This is a genomic window from Sulfurimonas sp., assembly GCF_014859695.1.
In the GTDB taxonomy this organism is placed as follows: Bacteria; Campylobacterota; Campylobacteria; order Campylobacterales; family Sulfurimonadaceae; genus Sulfurimonas.
Genome location: NZ_JACUTS010000004.1, coordinates 60,722 through 77,641, shown reverse-complemented (window position 1 = coordinate 77,641; position 16,920 = coordinate 60,722). Strand labels below are relative to the sequence as shown.

Below are 16,920 nucleotides of genomic sequence, written 5' to 3'. Positions count from 1 at the left end.
TTCTTTCATGCTCCCTATAAAGCATTTTTTATTCCTTTGTATGAATCAGCCGTGGTGCTTTGCATGAGAAGCAGATGGAGTTTCGCAGCAAAATAGGAGCAATTATAAATTTAGAACTAGCACCAAATGAGAAAATAGACTCCATAAACTATCAGGGCAGAAGCATACGCGTTCTTTTGAGTGGCGTTAAAGAGAGTGGTTTTGGGCATATTGCAGAGGCACTAAAGATAAAAAATATAGAGTACAAAGTAGATTTTAAAGACTCTATGACAATCTTGGAGGTGCAGCTATGAGATATATTCACCCTTTTTACATTGCTCCTTTTCTTATCGCCTTTATGGTAATGCTTGGAGTGAAGATAGCTCAAGCAAAGGCCGGCCTACATGAAGCAAAGTCTGAATTTCAAAAGGCTTCAGAACTCTCTTATGAGATCTCAAAGCTTAAGGATATCTATGACAATAAAGAGAGAACCCTTAGCTCTTTGGGTACAATCCTGAAACATCCCTCTCTTAAAGATGCTTCGCTTGAGCAAAAGGTTGTTGCAAAAAAGATGTATATATCTTCAAAAGGCATGAAAAAAAGTAATCTTGATTTTTTCATCTCAAAACTTCTCAACGGCTCTTATGCAATAACGGCGCTAGAGATAAAAGCGATAAACCAAGAAAAAGCATCTCTTGAAGTGGAGATTGCATTATGAAAAAAGTAGCTCTTGTTCTGCTAAGTATCTCTGTTTTTATGCTTTTTTTGCTCTATTTGTTGCCAAAAGAGAACCTCTACTATCTTTTAGAGCAAAATTTAAAAAAAGAGAGTGTTGTTTTTAGTAATGAAAAACTCTATGACAGAGGGTTGCAACTTGAGGTCATGGATGCTACGCTCTTTTATAAAGGGATTGAGAGTGCAGAGATTGGCAAAATGCGGTTTGATTTTTTTCTGCTTTACAATACAGTCGTATTTAAAGAGATAAAAGTCGCAACCATTGCCGAGTCGTTTATGCCACTTAATGTGAAGAGTGTCGAGCTAAAGTACACTGTTTTTGATCCGCTTCGCATTAGAGGCAAGGCAGAAGGCGAGTTTGGAGAGGCGGATATTTTTCTGCATCTTTTAGAGAAGAAGATTCGGGTGATTTTGCTGCCATCGGAAATAATGTTGCAAAAATATAAAAACAGTTTAAAACAGTTTAAAAAATCTGAAAACGGGGAGTATGTTTATGAACAAAATATCTAACTCCGCCGTTATGAAGTTTATCATGAGGATAATTATACTCTTTGCGGTTGCAAAGAGTATATCTTTGGCTCTTTTATGGCAGCTTCCAAAAGATGGCGTAACACAAAGCAGCAATAAAAACTATGTAGCGATGTACCAAAAGGCGGACTTTAAAAACATGCTTCAAAGTACAAATAAAGGCACAGATGAAGGTTCTTATGAAGGTAGTGTAAATAGAGGAACCGCCATAAGTCATTTGGTTCTTAAGGCAATCTATGCGACACAAAAAAGAGGATTTGTCATCGTGGCAAAAAAAGCAGATCCTACGCAAACTTCTATTGTTGCCATTGGGGAGCAGTATGAAGGATTTACTCTAAGCTCCATTTTAAAACAAAGCGCACTGTTTTACAAAAACAGCAAGGAGTATGTTTTGGATTTAGAAGAAATAAGTCTAAAACAAAAAGTTGCAAAAGGAGATGCGGAGCCTCTAAGCAGGGTTGACGTCTCTAGAGAAGATATCTCCTATTATGCGAAAAACCCTCAAGAGATATGGAAAGAGATTTCGATTACAGAAGTCAAAGATGGAAAAGAGATAAAAGGGTTTGAAGTCAAGGGTATAAAAAAGGGTTCAAAGTTTGAATCTCTTGGCTTGAAAAAAGGCGATGTAATTGTCAAGGTGAATAATGTAGTTTTAAAATCCTACAAAGACGCAATAGATATATATAAAAATATAGAAAATGTAAGCGGTGTAGCTTTAGTTGTAATGCGAGATAATCAAGAAGTGGAGTTAGTTTATGAAGTTAATTAGAGGTCTTTTTATTATAGTGGTTTTTGTTGCGAGTTTGTCGGCACGTGAGCGTGTGAATATTAACTTTTCAAATCTACAGATCAACGATTTTGTCAAGCTAGTATCTAAGATTACAAATAAAAATATTTTAATGAATCATCAGATAATCGGAACAGTTGATTTCATCAGTACAACGGATGTTTATGACGATGAGCTTATGGATATATTGGTTTCAACGTTAGAGTCAAAGGGCTTTAGCATTGTAAAAAGCGGCTCCATGTATGAGATTGTACGCTCAGCCGATATAATTAACAGTAATGTCGCCGTTGTTGAACAGGGCAAAACTCTCTACGGCTCTTTTATGGTAACGCAGGTAATTAAAGTCAAAAATGAAAATGTAGATATTATAGCGGCTAAGATTCAATATCTTATCTCTAAAAATGCAAAAATGATGACGGTTAGAGAGAGCAATACTCTTCTTATTACGGATTATCCTAAAAATATTGAAACTATTAAAAAAGTAGTTAAAGATATAGACACGGACAGACGGACAGTTATTGAGATTATTCCGATTAAGTTTGCAGAGAGTAAAAAGTTTCAAGCGAGACTTGTGGACGTGGCAAAATCACTCTTCAATGAGCATGTTCCTTCGCAGGGAGTAAAAATAATGCTTGATGAAAATACAAACTCAATCATTCTCATAGGTATAAAAGAGAATGTAAGTAGAATACAAGAGATAGCGGCTACCTTGGATATTGAACCGAATATCAACAATGCGGTGCAGATTTATGAGCTCAAAAACTCAGATGCCAAAACGGTTTTAGAGAGCCTAAACGAGATAATTTCCAAGCAGACATTTGCAGACCCCGCACTTAAGCCTAATGTTTCGGCAAATGAAGAGATTAATGCGATTTTGGTTGTCGGCGAGGCAAATGTCATTAAGGGTATAAAATTTATTATTGATGAGCTTGATAAAGAGAAGTACCAGGTCTATGTAAAAGCAAGGATTGTGGAGATTAATAAAAATAGTGCAAAAGATCTCGGAGTTAAATATGGGTTTGCAGCAGGAGATGTCTCTTCAAGCGGTCTCTATGCCATGAGTGCAAACTTTGGAGATCCAGGACTTACAGATCTTGCCTCTGTAAAAGTTTTAGACTATTTAGGTGCTATAGGAGCAGGGGCAAAAAGTGCTTTTGCTCTTGGGGCAACGCTCGATTTTTTAGAGAATAACGGAGCATCCAAATCGGTCTCCAACCCCTCTATATTGTGTGTAAACAACCAAGAATCATCCATATATGTGGGTAAAACTATCTCTGTTACGACGGGGAGTGTTACTTCAAGTGCCACCTCCGTTCCGGGAACTACAAACAGTTACAAAAGAGAGGATGTCGGTTTGACGCTTAGAATAAAACCGCGCGTATCTTCTTTAGACAAGGTTACGCTTAACGTAGAGGCAATTTTAGAAAATGTTTTGGATGACGGAAAAAATAACTCAACGGGACAGCCCATAACGTCCAAGCAGGAGGTAAAAACACAGGCAATTTTGCGCAATGGAGAGGATATAATCATAGGAGGATTGGTAAAGAGTTTTGAGTCAACCTCAAAATCAAAAATTCCGTTGCTTGGAGATATTCCATGGATCGGCGAGCTACTCTTTACATCCACTTCAAAAGCTACACAAGAGGATAATTTGGTGGTTATTTTAACGCCTTATATTATCAATCAAAGCGAAAAGCTCTCTTTACTGCAGCAGGATTTAGGAGTTTTGACGACACTTCAAAGAGAGTACAACGATGCTATTTTTAAAAAAATTCAAGAGGGTGAGCCGGGTGTTCAAGAGGATGTTGCTCAAGAGGAAGAGTAGCAATGGAGCTGTTTCATGATCTAAAGCTGGAGATATTTGAACCCTCGGAGATTTCCACTGAGTTATGTGTAAAAAACTATCTTCTCTTCACAAAAATCGAAGATGAAGTTTGCGCTGTTGTATGTGAGCGTTACTTAGTTGAGGCAAGCAATTTTTATACGAAACTTCAAACAGAGTATCCGCTGCGCATGCTTGATGAAGACTCATACGACAGACTTTTCAACCGTTTTTTGGAGCTTCGAACAGATAAAACTATGGAGAGCATGCAAGAGGATTCGCAAGAGGCGGAAGATGATGACATCTCGCTCAATGACTTTTTGCGAACCTCTTCGGATATTTTGACAAGCGAAGAATCCGCACCGATTATAAAATTTGTAAACGCGCTTTTTTATCAGGCTATCAAAAAAAGAGCTTCTGATATACATATAGAGGTGCAGGAAAAAAGAGGAGAGGTGCGTTTTCGCATTGATGGTATGCTTATAAAAAATGCCGATTTAGAGAAAAAAGTACTCAACCTTATTATCAGTCGTATCAAGGTTATCTCAAATCTTGATATTTCAGAAAAAAGAATCCCTCAAGACGGCAGAACGCAGATAAAAATAGCCGGTGAGACACTGGATGTGCGTGTTTCTCTGCTTCCAACTTTTTATGGAGAGAGAGTCGTTATGCGGCTTTTAATGCAGAGTTCGCAGATTCCAAAGATTGAAGAGCTTGGTTTTAATCAAGAGCTTATCGGTGACGTCAAAAAACTTCTCCGCTCTTCACATGGAATGATATTGGTCACGGGTCCTACGGGAAGCGGGAAAACAACCTCTTTGCACTCTTTTTTGAGAGAAGTAGAAGAGCCTGAAAAAAATCTCATTACCGTAGAGGATCCAGTAGAGTACAAGTCACAAAATATTGCCCAAATCCAGGTTAATGAAAAGGTGGGGCTTACTTTTGCCACAGCTCTGCGCTCAATTTTGCGTCAAGACCCTGATGTCATTATGATAGGCGAGATTCGCGATGAAGAGACTGCCGCTATTGCCGTGCGTGCAGCACTTACAGGGCATCTTGTTTTCTCAACGCTTCATACAAACTCTGCGGCAGCGACTATCTCAAGACTCTCGGACATGAAGGTAGAACCCTTTTTGATTTCATCCTCACTGCTTGGCATTTTGGCACAAAGACTCGTGCGCATTTTATGCGTAAAGTGTAAAGAAGAGGATGTTTTGGCAGAGGAGTTTGCAACGGACTACAACCTGCCAAATGGTGCAAAAATTTACAGAGCAAAAGGGTGCAGGTCTTGTAACTACAGCGGTTACGCAAATAGACGCTCTATAGGAGAGCTTTTGATTATGAATGACAGGGTGCGGGAGATACTGAAGTCTACGACGGATGAGCACGCTATCAAACATGCGCTTGAGGCAAACGGACTGCAGACAATCGCAAAACAGCTCTCCTTGATGCTTTTAGATGGCGAAACCTCTCTTGATGAAGCAATCCGCATCGGTTTGGGACATGCATAAAAAAAACCCAAGGGCCCAAAGGGGTGGTTTTACCCTTTTAGAGGTCATGATAGCAGTCATGATACTCTCGGTTGTGATTATGGCTCTCCTGCAGATGTACGCAAACGGAGCGCATATTTTTAAAAGTGTCAACATGAAAAGCCAAACAAACCAATACATCTCTTTTTTAGTCGCTAATAAAAAGTATGGTTTTAAAAATGATACCTTTTCGCTAGATAAGCTTGTTGACGAGTTTGAGATTGAGGATGAGCTAAGAAGAGAGTTAAGAGATATAAAAGTAGAACTTTTGTTTGACGGTATAAAAAATAGCGTAAGCAGCTCAAGCACAGAGTTTGAAATGGGAAGGGTGGTTTTAAAGAGTAGCAACCCAAGCGGCGACGTCGCAAAAACATCTTTTTTAAGGCTTAGAGCAGAATGAAAAAAAGCCAAAGAGGTGCTTTTACTCTTATAGAGATTATCATAGCAATTACCATCTTATCTATCATGATGCTCTATCTTTATAGAAGTTATGCCGCACTCAATCTCTCCAATGCCTTCTACCAAGAAGAGGCTACTGCAATAAAAGAGTCAAAATTAAAGCAAAAAATCATTTTTTTAGATTTCTCGCTCCTCCTTTTTGGAGAATATAAGATAGTTCAAAATGAGAAAAAAGAGGATGCTGTTTTTCTGCAGACATCAAACTCAATGCATGGCAGAATCAATCCATATATTGCCTATATAATCAAAGACGCAAGGCTTTACAGAGTTGAATCTTATAAGAAAATAACAGCAGATAATCTTGGCGCAGAGAGGGTAGTTGATATTGATGACTTTGGTAAAGTAGAAAAATTTAGAGTCTATGAAAACAGTTTAGGCAAAAAAGAAAAACTCTCTTTTTTGATTGATGTAGCTTTTAAAAACAGCAGCAATCTTTTGATGAGGGTTCGCGCGCTAAATGAGTATTGATGTTTTTGAAGTAAAGAGTAGAAAACTCCGAGGGAAGACCCTCGAGAGTTAATCTTTTGTAGAGTATTTAGTTGGTCTTAGTCAAGTGGTTTTGTAACAGTGTTAGCATCCAGCGTAACTTTAGTTTGCGCTAAAAGTCTGCCTTTGTCTACTGTTGCACCTGTACTTACAATAATGGCTGATTTTGCCAATGCTATACCTCTGAACTCTGCTCCTGTTCCAATAGATACACCTGTAAGTCCTGCAACTTGCCAGAAGATGTTCTTAGCTAATGCACCGCCGGAAAGAATTACCTTAACATTACTAGAGATAGTGAGGTCTTGTGCTATCTGAAAAATCCAAACGTCAGTTGCACCACCCGAAAGAGTGACATCACTAGTCATTAAAACACCTGTTCCCCACTTATATAGACCCGGAACCAGTGTCTGGCCGCTCACATCACCTGCATATAGTTCTGTAAAATCAGGGTTTGTACGGTCCTTTGCATCGGTATATGCAGTTTCCATGTCGCCTACTGCCGCCGTCATTTTAGCTGGAGTTGGATCAGCCATATCTGCTGCGTAGATTTTTCCAGTTACTAAAGTTGATGTCGCAAATGTATCTGTCGGATCAGCGCTCATAGCAAATCCAGTTATGGCAGTACGAGCAATTGGACTAACGCCTATATCACCCGTAATTGCTGTAGTACCCGTGGTTGTTATTCCAGTCTTTGAAAGGATTACAAAACTTCCCGCTGTGCCGAGATTGACCGGAGCAAGAGCTGGCAATGGAGCATCTCCTGTTGTAAAACTCCAAGTCTCATTGGCTGCTAAAGGATTGCCCGCTAAGTCTGTCACTCCAGTAGTGATATTTGCATCATATGTAGTGTTTGCATCAAGGTCTACGGTAGGATCGAAGATCATTGTTTTGCTTGCATAACTCACTACACCTGTAACTGCTGTAGTGCCTTTTTTTAGCGTAAAAGTAGTTGTAGTTACAGTTGAAGGGTCAAGTGTTTCACTAAAGAGAGCGCTCACGCTTCTGTTAGTCGGTACTCCTGTTGCATTAGCATCAGGGTCTGTAGAGAGCACTTCAGGTGCAGTGACGTCTGTAGTATCTCCTGTTTCAAAACTCCATACATATTCAGTCGCTAAAGCATTGCCGTCTAAGTCCTTCACTCCGGTAGTGATTGTTGCATCATATGTAGTGTTTGCATCAAGGTTTGAAGTAGGATTTAAAATCATCGCTTTATTAGCATAGGTAACCGCACCAGCGACTGCCGTAACGCCATTTTTTAGCGTAAAAGTAGTTGCGTTTACGGTGTTGCCATCAAGCTCTTTGTCAAAGAAAGCGGTAATATTTGTATTACGTGTTACATTAACATCTCCATCAATAGGAGTTGTAGATAGAACTACAGGTGTAGCAGTGGTTGTGCTAGTACTGCTTCCAAGAATAGGATCTCCATCTGAGCCACATCCTGCTATGAAAAGTGTTAGCATGAAGAGCATGGATAGTAGCAGATGATTTGAGTATTGTTTTAATGTTTGCATTTATTTATCCTTTTTTGTTTGTAAAAAACAATTTAGTATGATTGATATGAATGTACCGTTTCGTAAACTGGTACAAATTCTATAAGTGTGTAAAACTTACAGCCAGAAACTCGTATAACAGACTAAAAATGTTATGAGCCTAGCATTTCTTTAGGATCTCCAGAAGTCAACCTGAAGCCAACCACAGATACTACAGTATATCTGAATATAGATTTTTTGAGCATAGAATTAAGAAGCACCTGTAAATGAGATGCTTTGTAATCATCTTGTAATAAGGAGCAATTATAATTTCGTAAACATTCAAAAAGGAAAACAAATGTTAAAGAAATTAGCTCTAGCTGCTTTAGTTACTGCGGCGTCAATTACCTCTTCGTTCGCGTCCGATAAGATAAACGGTGCCGGCGCTTCGTTTCCTGCTCCACTCTATTATGATTGGGCATTTAACTACAAAAAAGATACAGAGAATCTTGTGAACTACCAGTCAATAGGTTCTGGCGGGGGAATTAAGCAGATCGCTAAAAGAGTGGTTGATTTTGGTGCATCTGATGAAGCGCTAGATACTAAAAAGCTTGCAAAAGATAAGCTTTTACAGTTCCCGGCAGTCATCGGTTCAATCGTAATTGCATTTAATGTAGATGGAATTGCAGATGCAACTCTAAAGCTTAGCAATGAAGTTGTTGCAGATATTTTTGCGGGAAAAATTACTTCATGGAATGATGCTGCTATCGTAGCTGAGAACAAAACTCTTAAACTTCCAAACGAAAAGATTATAGTTGTTCACCGTTCAGACGGATCAGGAACTACATATAACTTCACATACTACTTGACAAAAAGCTCTCAAAACTGGAAAGAGAACTTTGGAACAGGTAAAGCTGTTGACTGGGCTGTAGGTATCGGCGGAAAAGGTAACGAGGGTGTTGCAAGTTTGGTAAAACAGACTCCTTACGCTATAGGTTACATTGAAAACGCATACAAAGAGAAGAACAATTTAAGCGCGGCTGTTTTAAAAACTGCAAGCGGTAAATGGGTAGAAGCAACGGAAGAGAACTTCAAAGCTGCTGCAAAGTACGCAACATGGACAAAAGAGGATCACTTTCACTCTGTTTTAGCGCTTCAAAAAGGTGATAATTCATACCCAATCGTTGCGGCAACGTTTATACTTCTTCCAAAAGAGAAGCTCCAGATGAACAAAAAAATCTTAGAGTTTTTTGAGTACGCGTTTAAAAACGGTGATGAGAGTGCGAAGAAGCTAGGTTATATCCCTCTTCCTCAAGAGACTAAAGATATGATCAAAGAGTATTGGTCAGCCAATATAAAATAGTCATCCCTTTATAGTAACTCTCATAAATTTTCTCTCCTAAGAAAATCTCCCGCAAAGCCTCTGTGTCCGAAGTGACATGGGGGCTTTTTGCATTTAAAACCCTCTTCTTTGCTGTAATCTTCTCGTAACCTAACAATTTTATAATTCTCGTACAAAAAAACAAGGGAATAAAAATGAAAAAAATCGTTTTATCAGTAGTAGCTATAGCAACAATCACAGCAGCTTCAATGGCTAATGAAACCGTTAGCTCGGCAGAGGCGACTAAGGCAGAAAACAAAAGTGGATTTTTTGACAGATTTCATGCAAAAGGAGATCTTAGATTAAGACAAGAGGTAATAGAAAAAGAGGGCAAAGCTGATGTAAACCGTGAAAGATATAGGTTTAGATACTCTGTAAACTTTGATGTTACTGATAATATTACACTAGAAACAGCTGTCTCGAGTGGTAAGTATAACCCTACATCAGGAAATGTGAGCTTTAAAAGTGATGAAAATATTCAAGAGTACTTTATAGATGAACTTAAAATTGATATCGTAGATATTAAATACTCATTTGACAACTCATGGGTTAGAGTTGGTAAGCAGGCACACCATATCTATAGACCAATCAAAACACAACTTGTATGGGATAATGATATTCGTTTAGAGGGTATTAACTATGGTTATAAAAATGATAGTACTATAATTAGAGTTGGTGCTAACAGAGTACATAGAGAAAAAGATTACAAGGATGGCGATGATATCAATATTTTCCTTGCTCAGTATGTTCATACTCAAAAACTTGATGATACTAAGTTGAACTTGGGTGCTGCATATTACCTTTATGATGGTATCAAAGGGAATACTGTTCAGTCTTCTAACGGATTTAAGAACAATTCAAATGCGAATGGTCTTTACACTGAAGACTATGGAATCGCAGAAGCTTTTGCTGAGGTGCAAGTTAAAGATTTAGTAATGGGTATGCCCGCTAAAGCAGCAGTAACATTAGCATATAACACACTAGTGAGTGATGAGAACTTTGGATATGATGTAAGTGCAGAACTTGCTATGACTAAGAAGTGGAATGCGGCTGTTACTTATAGGGATATTCAAAAGGATGCAGTATATGGAGCACATAACGACTCTGACTTTAGTGGCGGTGGAACAGACAGCAAGGGTTATTATGTTAAAACAAAATATGCATTCGCTAAAAATGTAGATGTTGCTGGATGGTGGAACTGGAGTAAACTGGGTGATGCTGAACTAGATTACCACCGTGTACAACTGGATGTTATCCTTAAGTTCTAATACTTTAAAAATAAGTTTTATTTCATTTATCCCTTCCCTTTTTCTCTCCCAAGCATAAAGCCTCCTCGGGCTTTATGCCCTTTACGGCACCGCTTTTAACAAAACCTTAACCCCAAGACAGACAGAACAAAACAATATAAACAGCATTTTGGATAAAATATCATAATTTTTATGTAGTAATTATTGGAGAAATGAATGAATGCTGCCAAATATATTTGGATGAATGGTAAGTTTGTTGCATGGGACGATGCAAAAGTTCACGTATTGTCGCATACGCTGCACTACGGAAACGGTGTTATTGAAGGAACAAAGGCATATAAGACAGAAAGAGGATATGCAATTTTTCGTCTAAATGACCATACGAAAAGACTCAAAGAGTCCGCAAAGATGACGCTCATGGAGATTCCTTACTCTGTTGAGGAGATGAACCAAGCGCAGGTTGAGTTAATCAGAAAAAATGAGTTTAGCGGCGATAATGTATATCTTCGTCCGTTTGCATTTTTAGGGTACGGTGTTATGGGAGTTTATCATAAAGATGCTCCGGTAGAGACTGCAGTAGCTGCATGGGAGTGGGGCGCATACCTTGGCGAAGAGGGGATGAAAAAGGGCATAAAGCTTAAAATCGTCTCCATGACAAGACCTGCAAACACTTCAAATATGGGTAAAGCAAAGGCAGTTGCAAACTATCTGAATTCTCAGATGGCAAAGTATGAAGCAATCGACTGCGGATACGAAGAGGCGCTTTTGCTTGATGACCAAGGGTATGTGGCAGAAGCAAGCGGTGCGAGCTTTTTTATGGTAAAAAACGGTGTGCTTATCACGCCTCCAAATGACAACTCGCTGGAGTCGATTACGCAAAAAACAGTGATTGAGATGGCTCAAAACATGGGCATTAAAGTGGAGCGCAAACGTATCTCAAGAGAGGATGTTTACATTGCAGATGAAGCATTTTTAACGGGAACTGCCGCGGAGATAACGCCGGTACGTCTTATTGACGCAAGAGAGATAGGATGCGGCGCACGCGGAGAGATAACAGAAAAGCTCCAAAGCGGATACTTTGATATAGTATTTGGACGCAACAAAGAGTACGACCACTACTTAACGTATGTATAAGCTTTAGGGGGTCGTAGGGACATTTGTCCCTGCCACTAAAGCGGACGCGTTCGTTTTAATGCGTAACATCAAATAAAAGGAATAAAAAAATGAAGGAAAATGTAATAATGGCATCAGATATGAATGACTACTTTAACAAAAAAAAGAGCGAAGGCGGCGGTAATGAAAAAAAATCTACCGGCGGAAGCGGCGGAGGTCCAAACATGCCTCAGATGCCAAAGATGGATTTTAACTTCGGCGGAGGAAAAGCAGGAATAGCATATTTTTTAGCTGCTGTTGTCTTAATACTGGTTTTAGCGAAGCCTTTTACCATCATCGAAGAAGGTCAAAGAGGAATACTCAGCACTAACGGTAAATATTCTGATCAAGCTTTGCTTCCGGGACTTCACTTTATTATTCCCGTTATTCAAAAAGTGTATAAAGTCGATACAAAAGTGCGTATTGTAAACTATGCATCGAGCATTGAAACAGGAACAAGTGATGCACTCGGCGTAAATGTCAGACCTGCTATTACCGTTCTTGACAAACGCGGCTTGCCTGTTTCTATAGAACTTACCGTTCAGTATAGACTTGATTCACAATTTGCGGCTCAAACTATTTCAAACTGGGGTTTTGCATGGGAAGATAAAATAATCAACCCTGTCGTAAGAGATATCGTTCGTAATGTTGTCGGTAAATATGATGCAGAGGCACTTCCTCAGATGAGAAACGCAATTGCAACCGAAATAGATACGCAAATCAGAGCTAACATAGCGGCTCTTGAAAACACACCTGCAGATTTACAGTCGATTCAACTCCGTGCAATAATTCTGCCTACAAAAGTGAAAGAGCAGATAGAGAATGTCCAGATTGCAAAGCAGCAGGTTCAAAAAGCTGAGCAGGATGTTCAAAGAGCAGAGCAAGAAGCACTCAGACGTGCCGCAGAGTCGAGAGGTATCGCTGAAAAAGCTAGAATTGAGGCGCAAGGTTTGGCAGATGCTGTTACTATCGAAGCAGAAGCAAAAGCAAAAGCAAACTACCTAATCTCTAAATCATTGACTCAGGATCTTTTAAAGCTTGAGCAGATTAAAGTGCAAGGGTTGTTTAACGATGCGCTTAGAGAAAACAAAGATGCAAAGATATTCTTAACACCTGGCGGTTCAACTCCAAATATTTGGGTTGACATGAAAGAGCCACAAAGAAAAGCATCATTAGCTAACTAATATGCAAGATATAATCAATAAAATTGACTGGCAAAAGATCTCTCTTTTGCCGGTTGTGGTTCAGGATGTTGCTAACAACGAAGTCCTCATGATGGCATACATGAACAAAGAGGCACTCTCACTCTCCCTTAAAACAAAAATAGCACACTACTTCTCCCGCTCAAAACAACGCATCTGGAAAAAAGGCGAGAGCAGCGGACACACTCAAGAGATACGCTCTTTTTATATAGACTGTGACAATGACACCCTTTTAATCAAAGTAGTGCAAAACGGTGTAGCATGTCATACAGGACGTCGTTCATGCTTTTTTACAGAGCTGGAGTCGGGTGAGATTCAAAGTGACGTAGAGGTAAGCAGTGAAGCGCTTTATGGCGTTATTGACACTCTTTATCACACGATTCAAGAGAGAAAAAATGCAGATCCTGAATCTTCATGGACTGCAAAACTCTTAAGCAAAGGCGATAATGCAATTTTGAAAAAAGTTGTAGAGGAGGCTGGAGAGTTCAGCTTTGCTTATAAAGATAACGATGAACATGAGATGATATATGAGGCGGCGGATTTGACCTATCATATGCTCGTAGCGCTTGCTGCAAAAAACATCTCTCCCGATAGAATTAAGCAGGAGCTTGCCCGCAGATTTAACATGAGCGGCATAGCAGAAAAAAACTCAAGAGACAGCTAACAGATGACATGGGAAATCAGTAAATTTATAAATGAGCTCATAGTTTATGACTATATATTATTTGGTACCCTCTTTTTACTTTTTATTCTATTTGTAACGCTTGGCATCCTCTTTAGAAACAGAGGCGCTATCGCAATTTTTCTTATACTTTTTGCATTTACACAGCTCATTGTCGGCTCAACCTACGGTTATGTGAAGATGCATGAGTATCTTTTTACAAACGAGACTTCAATAATAAGCCAGAAAAAATTAAATTTTACTCAGGCGATAGTTCTTTACGGGTCAGTAAAAAATATGTCGCAGAGAGATTTTTCAAGCTGCAAAGCTACTGCTACAGTCTATAAAAAGACAGGAAACAGAGTAAAAGATTATATATTTAGACTCAAACCCGTCAATAAAATGTCGATTATTGAAGATGGCATTGTAAAAGATGAAGAGCGTGAGTTCAAGATGATTATCGAGCCTTTTACTTACGGCGGTGACTATAACATTACATTGGGAGCAAAGTGCAGATGATTACACTGTTTAACGTATGGCACTATACTGTATTTGGCATAATTTTATTAATTTTTATCGGCGGAATTGCAGTAGCATTTAAAGATGAGAATTCAAAGATAAGAGTGCAGATAATATTTACAACATTTCTAATAACCACTGTAATGGCAGGTTTCAGCCTGTTTGTAGTCGATAAATATACAAAAAAAGCAAAGCTCTATAAGTTGGAGAACAAGAGAAATCTCAGCACCGAGCAGATTATGTACAGCGGTTTGGTAAGAAATGAGGGAAATTATGAGATAGGCGAAGTTACCTTTGAGATAAAGCTCGTAAACAGAGGGCATGCAAGCGGTAATGTAAAAGCAGGATCATTTTTTAAACCAAGCGGGTTTTTTGACTTTTTTTCAGGAGAGAGTATGAGCGGCAAAAGCAAGCCACAGCAGATTACGCATGAGTTTGTCGTGGCGAAAAACCTAAAACCGGGAGAGTCAAGAGAGTTTAGAGTCTATTTTGACTATCCTCCCTACTTTAGAGGTGTTGCCCACTTTTCAAAAATATATGCTCACTAATATTTAAGTCCAAAAGGTTTTAGTGCGGCATTTATATTTTTAATCTGAGTGTTTTTGTCTCTGCACCAATCAGGCGACAAAAGAGAGTTGTCATCTATCCCTGCAGTGACTCTTTGCACCGATACATTCTGCGGCTTCATCTTGATTGCTTCAACCAGAACATCCAAATACTCATCTTCACTTATCGGGGTAAATTTTCTCTTTAAAAAATCATTAGCAAGAGCTGTTTTTTTAACAACATAAAGAGGATGATATTTTACGGAGTCAATTCCCCACGCATAAGCCTCTTTTGCAGTTTGAAGCATCATCTCTTTTGTCTCATCAGGCAGACCGAATATTAGATGCCCGCAAACATGCAGACCCTTGCTTTTTGTTTTTAAAATCCACTCTTTTACATTTGCGCTGTCATGTCCGCGGTTTATTTTCAAGAGAGTCTCATCATAAACAGACTGAATTCCAAACTCAATCCAGATCTCTTTTTTAAGATTGAGCTTTGCCAGATAATCAAGAGTCTCCTCTGTTATGCTATCAGAGCGTGTTCCTATGCTAAGACCTACAACGTCATCAAATGTAAGAGCTTTATCATAGAGCGCTTTGAGTGTCTCAAAAGGCGCATATGTATTTGTAAATGATTGAAAGTAGACCAGAAACTTCTGTGCGCCATACTCTTCGCGTTGTCTCTTGCTTATGGCTTTAAACTGAATTTCTAGTTGTGCTAGCTGCTTGTCAAGATTTGGGTTTGTCTTTGAGTCTAGGTTGAGGTGAAAACCCTTGAGCTCTTGTGTCTCACCGGTACTTGCGCTAAAGGAGTCATTTTCACAAAATGTACATCCGCCTTTTGCTACGGTTCCGTCTATATTTGGACATGTAAAACCGGATATGTTGATGCCCACTTTGTAGACTTTGCAACCAAACTTATTTTTTAAGTAGTTGCCAAAGGTGTATATTTGCTCCATTAAACTATGTATTTTCCGGTAAAGCAGGCTGTACAGTAGTTGTCTTCTTCGCTATTAACGCTTCTAAGAAGTGATGCTTCATCAAGGTATGCTAAAGAGTCCGCTTCAATAAACTCGCATATCTCATCAAGGGACATATTTGCGGCTATTAGCTTCTCTTTGTTTGGCGTATCAACACCGTAAAAACATGGATCGGTTGTCGGAGGGGAAGATACTCTCATGTGAACTTCGCTTGCCCCTGCCTCTTTTAGCATTCTTACAATTCTTTTTGAGGTTGTTCCGCGAACAATCGAGTCATCAACAACAATAACTCTCTTTCCTTTAATAATATCAATCATAGGTGAGAGTTTCATTTTGACCTTGAGGTCTCTCATCTCTTGTGTCGGTTCAATAAATGTTCGCCCGATATAGTGGTTTCTCATGATGCCCATCTCATAAGGGATACCGCTCTCTTGAGCATATCCGATGGCTGCAGGAACACCGCCGTCCGGTACAGGAATGACCATATCGGCCTCAACAGGCCTTATGTGTGCTAACTCTTTGCCCATATTTTTTCTAGTCTGATAAACACTCTGTCCAAACACTTTTGAGTCAGGTCTTGCAAAGTAGACATACTCAAAGATACAGTGTTTAGGAGTAGGTTCAAAAACTTTTATGCTTTTTGGCTCTTTATCTCCGCTAAATATGAGAAGCTCGCCCGGTTCAACATCTCTTATAAACTCTGCACCGACAAGATCAAACGCACAAGTCTCACTCGCTACGATATAGCCGCCACTAGGAAGCTTTCCAAGACTTAAAGGACGAAAACCGTGTCTGTCACGCATTGCAAACATTTTTGTTCTGCTTAGAAAAACAAGCGAAAATGCACCCTCTATTTTTTGAACGGCATCTATGATTCTCTCAAGTAGTTTTCTTTGTTCGCTTTTTGCTATGAGGTGAATGAGGTTTTCGGTGTCCATAAAGGTTTGAAAAATCGCACCCTTATCTATGAGTTTGTTTCTAATCTCTTCGGCATTTGTAAGGTTTCCGTTATGAACAATTGCCATCTCACCCAAGTCGTATCTTGCAAAGACCGGCTGAGCATCCAAGATGGAGTCGTCTCCCGCAGTAGAGTAGCGTGTGTGACCGATTGCACTTGAGCCTCTTAAGGTTTCAAGCTTTTTTTCATCAAATACGCGCATAACCAAACCGCGCTTTTTGATTGTTTGGAGTTTTGTTCCGTTTGAAGAACTGATTCCTGCTGCTTCTTGACCACGATGCTGAAGAGCATGTAGTGAAAAATAGGCTAGTCTTGAAGCCTCTTTATTGCCATAGATTCCTACGACTGCACACTTTTCATTCATATCTTCTAGCACATTTTCTCCTCGAGAATATTTAATGGAATTATACTCAAAGCAAAGTAAAATCTGACTTTATGTACTTTCGTAAAGAGAGTGCTTAAAGTCAGATTTTAAATCGCG

The 16,920-nt window shown here is 39.2% G+C and carries 18 protein-coding genes; 15 read left to right on the top strand and 3 right to left on the bottom strand.

What is annotated here, in order from left to right; genetic code table 11:
* The first annotated feature begins 74 nt into the window (after positions 1-74).
* From IBX42_RS02025 to IBX42_RS01990, 8 genes are read left to right on the top strand one after another with little or no spacing between them, the layout of a single operon-like run.
* Entirely contained in the window at positions 75-293 is a 219-nt protein-coding gene (locus IBX42_RS02025) for a hypothetical protein (RefSeq protein ID WP_294928027.1), read from the top strand.
* Entirely contained in the window at positions 290-697 is a 408-nt protein-coding gene (locus tag IBX42_RS02020; protein ID WP_294928024.1) for a hypothetical protein, read from the top strand. The genes IBX42_RS02025 and IBX42_RS02020 overlap by 4 nt, the downstream gene beginning before the upstream one ends.
* Complete coding sequence (locus IBX42_RS02015; protein WP_294928021.1) at positions 694-1,224, top strand: hypothetical protein; 531 nt, start codon at positions 694-696, stop codon at positions 1,222-1,224. Before IBX42_RS02020 ends, IBX42_RS02015 begins: the two co-directional genes overlap by 4 nt.
* Positions 1,208-2,011: a PDZ domain-containing protein gene (locus IBX42_RS02010; protein ID WP_294928018.1), complete on the top strand. Its 804-nt coding sequence runs from the start codon at positions 1,208-1,210 to the stop codon at positions 2,009-2,011. Before IBX42_RS02015 ends, IBX42_RS02010 begins: the two co-directional genes overlap by 17 nt.
* Complete coding sequence (gene gspD / locus IBX42_RS02005) at positions 1,998-3,854, top strand: type II secretion system secretin GspD (protein ID WP_294928015.1); 1,857 nt, start codon at positions 1,998-2,000, stop codon at positions 3,852-3,854. Before IBX42_RS02010 ends, gspD begins: the two co-directional genes overlap by 14 nt.
* A gap of 2 nt (positions 3,855-3,856) precedes the next feature.
* Positions 3,857-5,362 (top strand): GspE/PulE family protein, encoded by a 1,506-nt coding sequence (locus tag IBX42_RS02000; RefSeq protein WP_294928012.1) that lies wholly within the window; start codon positions 3,857-3,859, stop codon positions 5,360-5,362.
* On the top strand, positions 5,328-5,780 hold the full coding sequence (locus tag IBX42_RS01995) for a prepilin-type N-terminal cleavage/methylation domain-containing protein (RefSeq protein WP_294928010.1): 453 nt from the start codon (positions 5,328-5,330) through the stop codon (positions 5,778-5,780). The genes IBX42_RS02000 and IBX42_RS01995 overlap by 35 nt, the downstream gene beginning before the upstream one ends.
* Positions 5,777-6,307: a prepilin-type N-terminal cleavage/methylation domain-containing protein gene (locus tag IBX42_RS01990; RefSeq protein ID WP_294928007.1), complete on the top strand. Its 531-nt coding sequence runs from the start codon at positions 5,777-5,779 to the stop codon at positions 6,305-6,307. Before IBX42_RS01995 ends, IBX42_RS01990 begins: the two co-directional genes overlap by 4 nt.
* A gap of 77 nt (positions 6,308-6,384) precedes the next feature.
* Here the strand turns inward: IBX42_RS01990 and IBX42_RS01985 are convergent, their stop codons facing one another.
* Complete coding sequence (locus tag IBX42_RS01985) at positions 6,385-7,836, bottom strand: ice-binding family protein (protein ID WP_294928004.1); 1,452 nt, start codon at positions 7,834-7,836, stop codon at positions 6,385-6,387.
* A 316-nt stretch (positions 7,837-8,152) separates the two neighbouring features.
* Here IBX42_RS01985 and pstS point away from each other — a divergent pair, with 316 nt between their 5' ends.
* From pstS to IBX42_RS01950, 7 genes are all read left to right on the top strand, one after another.
* Positions 8,153-9,157, top strand: a complete 1,005-nt coding sequence (gene pstS, locus IBX42_RS01980) for a phosphate ABC transporter substrate-binding protein PstS (RefSeq protein WP_294928001.1) — start codon at positions 8,153-8,155, stop codon at positions 9,155-9,157.
* 173 nt (positions 9,158-9,330) lie between these two features.
* A complete protein-coding gene (locus IBX42_RS01975) occupies positions 9,331-10,443 on the top strand; it encodes a putative porin (protein WP_294927998.1) in 1,113 nt (370 codons plus the stop codon).
* A gap of 195 nt (positions 10,444-10,638) precedes the next feature.
* Positions 10,639-11,556 (top strand): branched-chain amino acid transaminase, encoded by a 918-nt coding sequence (locus IBX42_RS01970; RefSeq protein ID WP_294927995.1) that lies wholly within the window; start codon positions 10,639-10,641, stop codon positions 11,554-11,556.
* 107 nt (positions 11,557-11,663) lie between these two features.
* A complete protein-coding gene (locus tag IBX42_RS01965) occupies positions 11,664-12,758 on the top strand; it encodes a prohibitin family protein (protein WP_294928030.1) in 1,095 nt (364 codons plus the stop codon).
* 1 nt (position 12,759) lies between these two features.
* Positions 12,760-13,440 carry a bifunctional phosphoribosyl-AMP cyclohydrolase/phosphoribosyl-ATP diphosphatase HisIE gene (gene hisIE, locus IBX42_RS01960; RefSeq protein ID WP_294927992.1) on the top strand — a complete coding sequence of 227 codons (681 nt, stop codon included), beginning with the start codon at positions 12,760-12,762 and terminating at the stop codon, positions 13,438-13,440.
* Positions 13,441-13,443: 3 nt separating this feature from the next.
* Entirely contained in the window at positions 13,444-13,956 is a 513-nt protein-coding gene (locus IBX42_RS01955) for a DUF2393 domain-containing protein (protein ID WP_294927989.1), read from the top strand.
* Positions 13,953-14,504 carry a DUF2393 family protein gene (locus IBX42_RS01950; protein WP_294927986.1) on the top strand — a complete coding sequence of 184 codons (552 nt, stop codon included), beginning with the start codon at positions 13,953-13,955 and terminating at the stop codon, positions 14,502-14,504. The genes IBX42_RS01955 and IBX42_RS01950 overlap by 4 nt, the downstream gene beginning before the upstream one ends.
* Here the strand turns inward: IBX42_RS01950 and IBX42_RS01945 are convergent.
* Together IBX42_RS01945 and purF are read right to left on the bottom strand one after the other, a co-directional pair.
* Entirely contained in the window at positions 14,501-15,460 is a 960-nt protein-coding gene (locus tag IBX42_RS01945; RefSeq protein ID WP_294927984.1) for a TIGR01212 family radical SAM protein, read from the bottom strand. The two genes, IBX42_RS01950 and IBX42_RS01945, sit on opposite strands and share 4 nt — an antisense overlap.
* Entirely contained in the window at positions 15,460-16,815 is a 1,356-nt protein-coding gene (gene purF, locus IBX42_RS01940; RefSeq protein ID WP_294927981.1) for an amidophosphoribosyltransferase, read from the bottom strand. The genes IBX42_RS01945 and purF overlap by 1 nt, the downstream gene beginning before the upstream one ends.
* Between the last annotated feature and the right edge of the window lie 105 nt (positions 16,816-16,920).

Bases quoted from the DNA above. Each gene is read 5' to 3' on its own strand.
- IBX42_RS02025 (WP_294928027.1), top strand. From the start codon at position 75: ATGGAGTTTCGCAGCAAAATAGGAGCAATTATAAATTTAGAACTAGCA.
- IBX42_RS02020 (WP_294928024.1), top strand. From the start codon at position 290: ATGAGATATATTCACCCTTTTTACATTGCTCCTTTTCTTATCGCCTTT.
- IBX42_RS02015 (WP_294928021.1), top strand. From the start codon at position 694: ATGAAAAAAGTAGCTCTTGTTCTGCTAAGTATCTCTGTTTTTATGCTT.
- IBX42_RS02010 (WP_294928018.1), top strand. From the start codon at position 1,208: ATGAACAAAATATCTAACTCCGCCGTTATGAAGTTTATCATGAGGATA.
- gspD (WP_294928015.1), top strand. From the start codon at position 1,998: ATGAAGTTAATTAGAGGTCTTTTTATTATAGTGGTTTTTGTTGCGAGT.
- IBX42_RS02000 (WP_294928012.1), top strand. From the start codon at position 3,857: ATGGAGCTGTTTCATGATCTAAAGCTGGAGATATTTGAACCCTCGGAG.
- IBX42_RS01995 (WP_294928010.1), top strand. From the start codon at position 5,328: ATGAAGCAATCCGCATCGGTTTGGGACATGCATAAAAAAAACCCAAGG.
- IBX42_RS01990 (WP_294928007.1), top strand. From the start codon at position 5,777: ATGAAAAAAAGCCAAAGAGGTGCTTTTACTCTTATAGAGATTATCATA.
- IBX42_RS01985 (WP_294928004.1), bottom strand. From the start codon at position 7,836: ATGCAAACATTAAAACAATACTCAAATCATCTGCTACTATCCATGCTC.
- pstS (WP_294928001.1), top strand. From the start codon at position 8,153: ATGTTAAAGAAATTAGCTCTAGCTGCTTTAGTTACTGCGGCGTCAATT.
- IBX42_RS01975 (WP_294927998.1), top strand. From the start codon at position 9,331: ATGAAAAAAATCGTTTTATCAGTAGTAGCTATAGCAACAATCACAGCA.
- IBX42_RS01970 (WP_294927995.1), top strand. From the start codon at position 10,639: ATGAATGCTGCCAAATATATTTGGATGAATGGTAAGTTTGTTGCATGG.
- IBX42_RS01965 (WP_294928030.1), top strand. From the start codon at position 11,664: ATGGCATCAGATATGAATGACTACTTTAACAAAAAAAAGAGCGAAGGC.
- hisIE (WP_294927992.1), top strand. From the start codon at position 12,760: ATGCAAGATATAATCAATAAAATTGACTGGCAAAAGATCTCTCTTTTG.
- IBX42_RS01955 (WP_294927989.1), top strand. From the start codon at position 13,444: ATGACATGGGAAATCAGTAAATTTATAAATGAGCTCATAGTTTATGAC.
- IBX42_RS01950 (WP_294927986.1), top strand. From the start codon at position 13,953: ATGATTACACTGTTTAACGTATGGCACTATACTGTATTTGGCATAATT.
- IBX42_RS01945 (WP_294927984.1), bottom strand. From the start codon at position 15,460: ATGGAGCAAATATACACCTTTGGCAACTACTTAAAAAATAAGTTTGGT.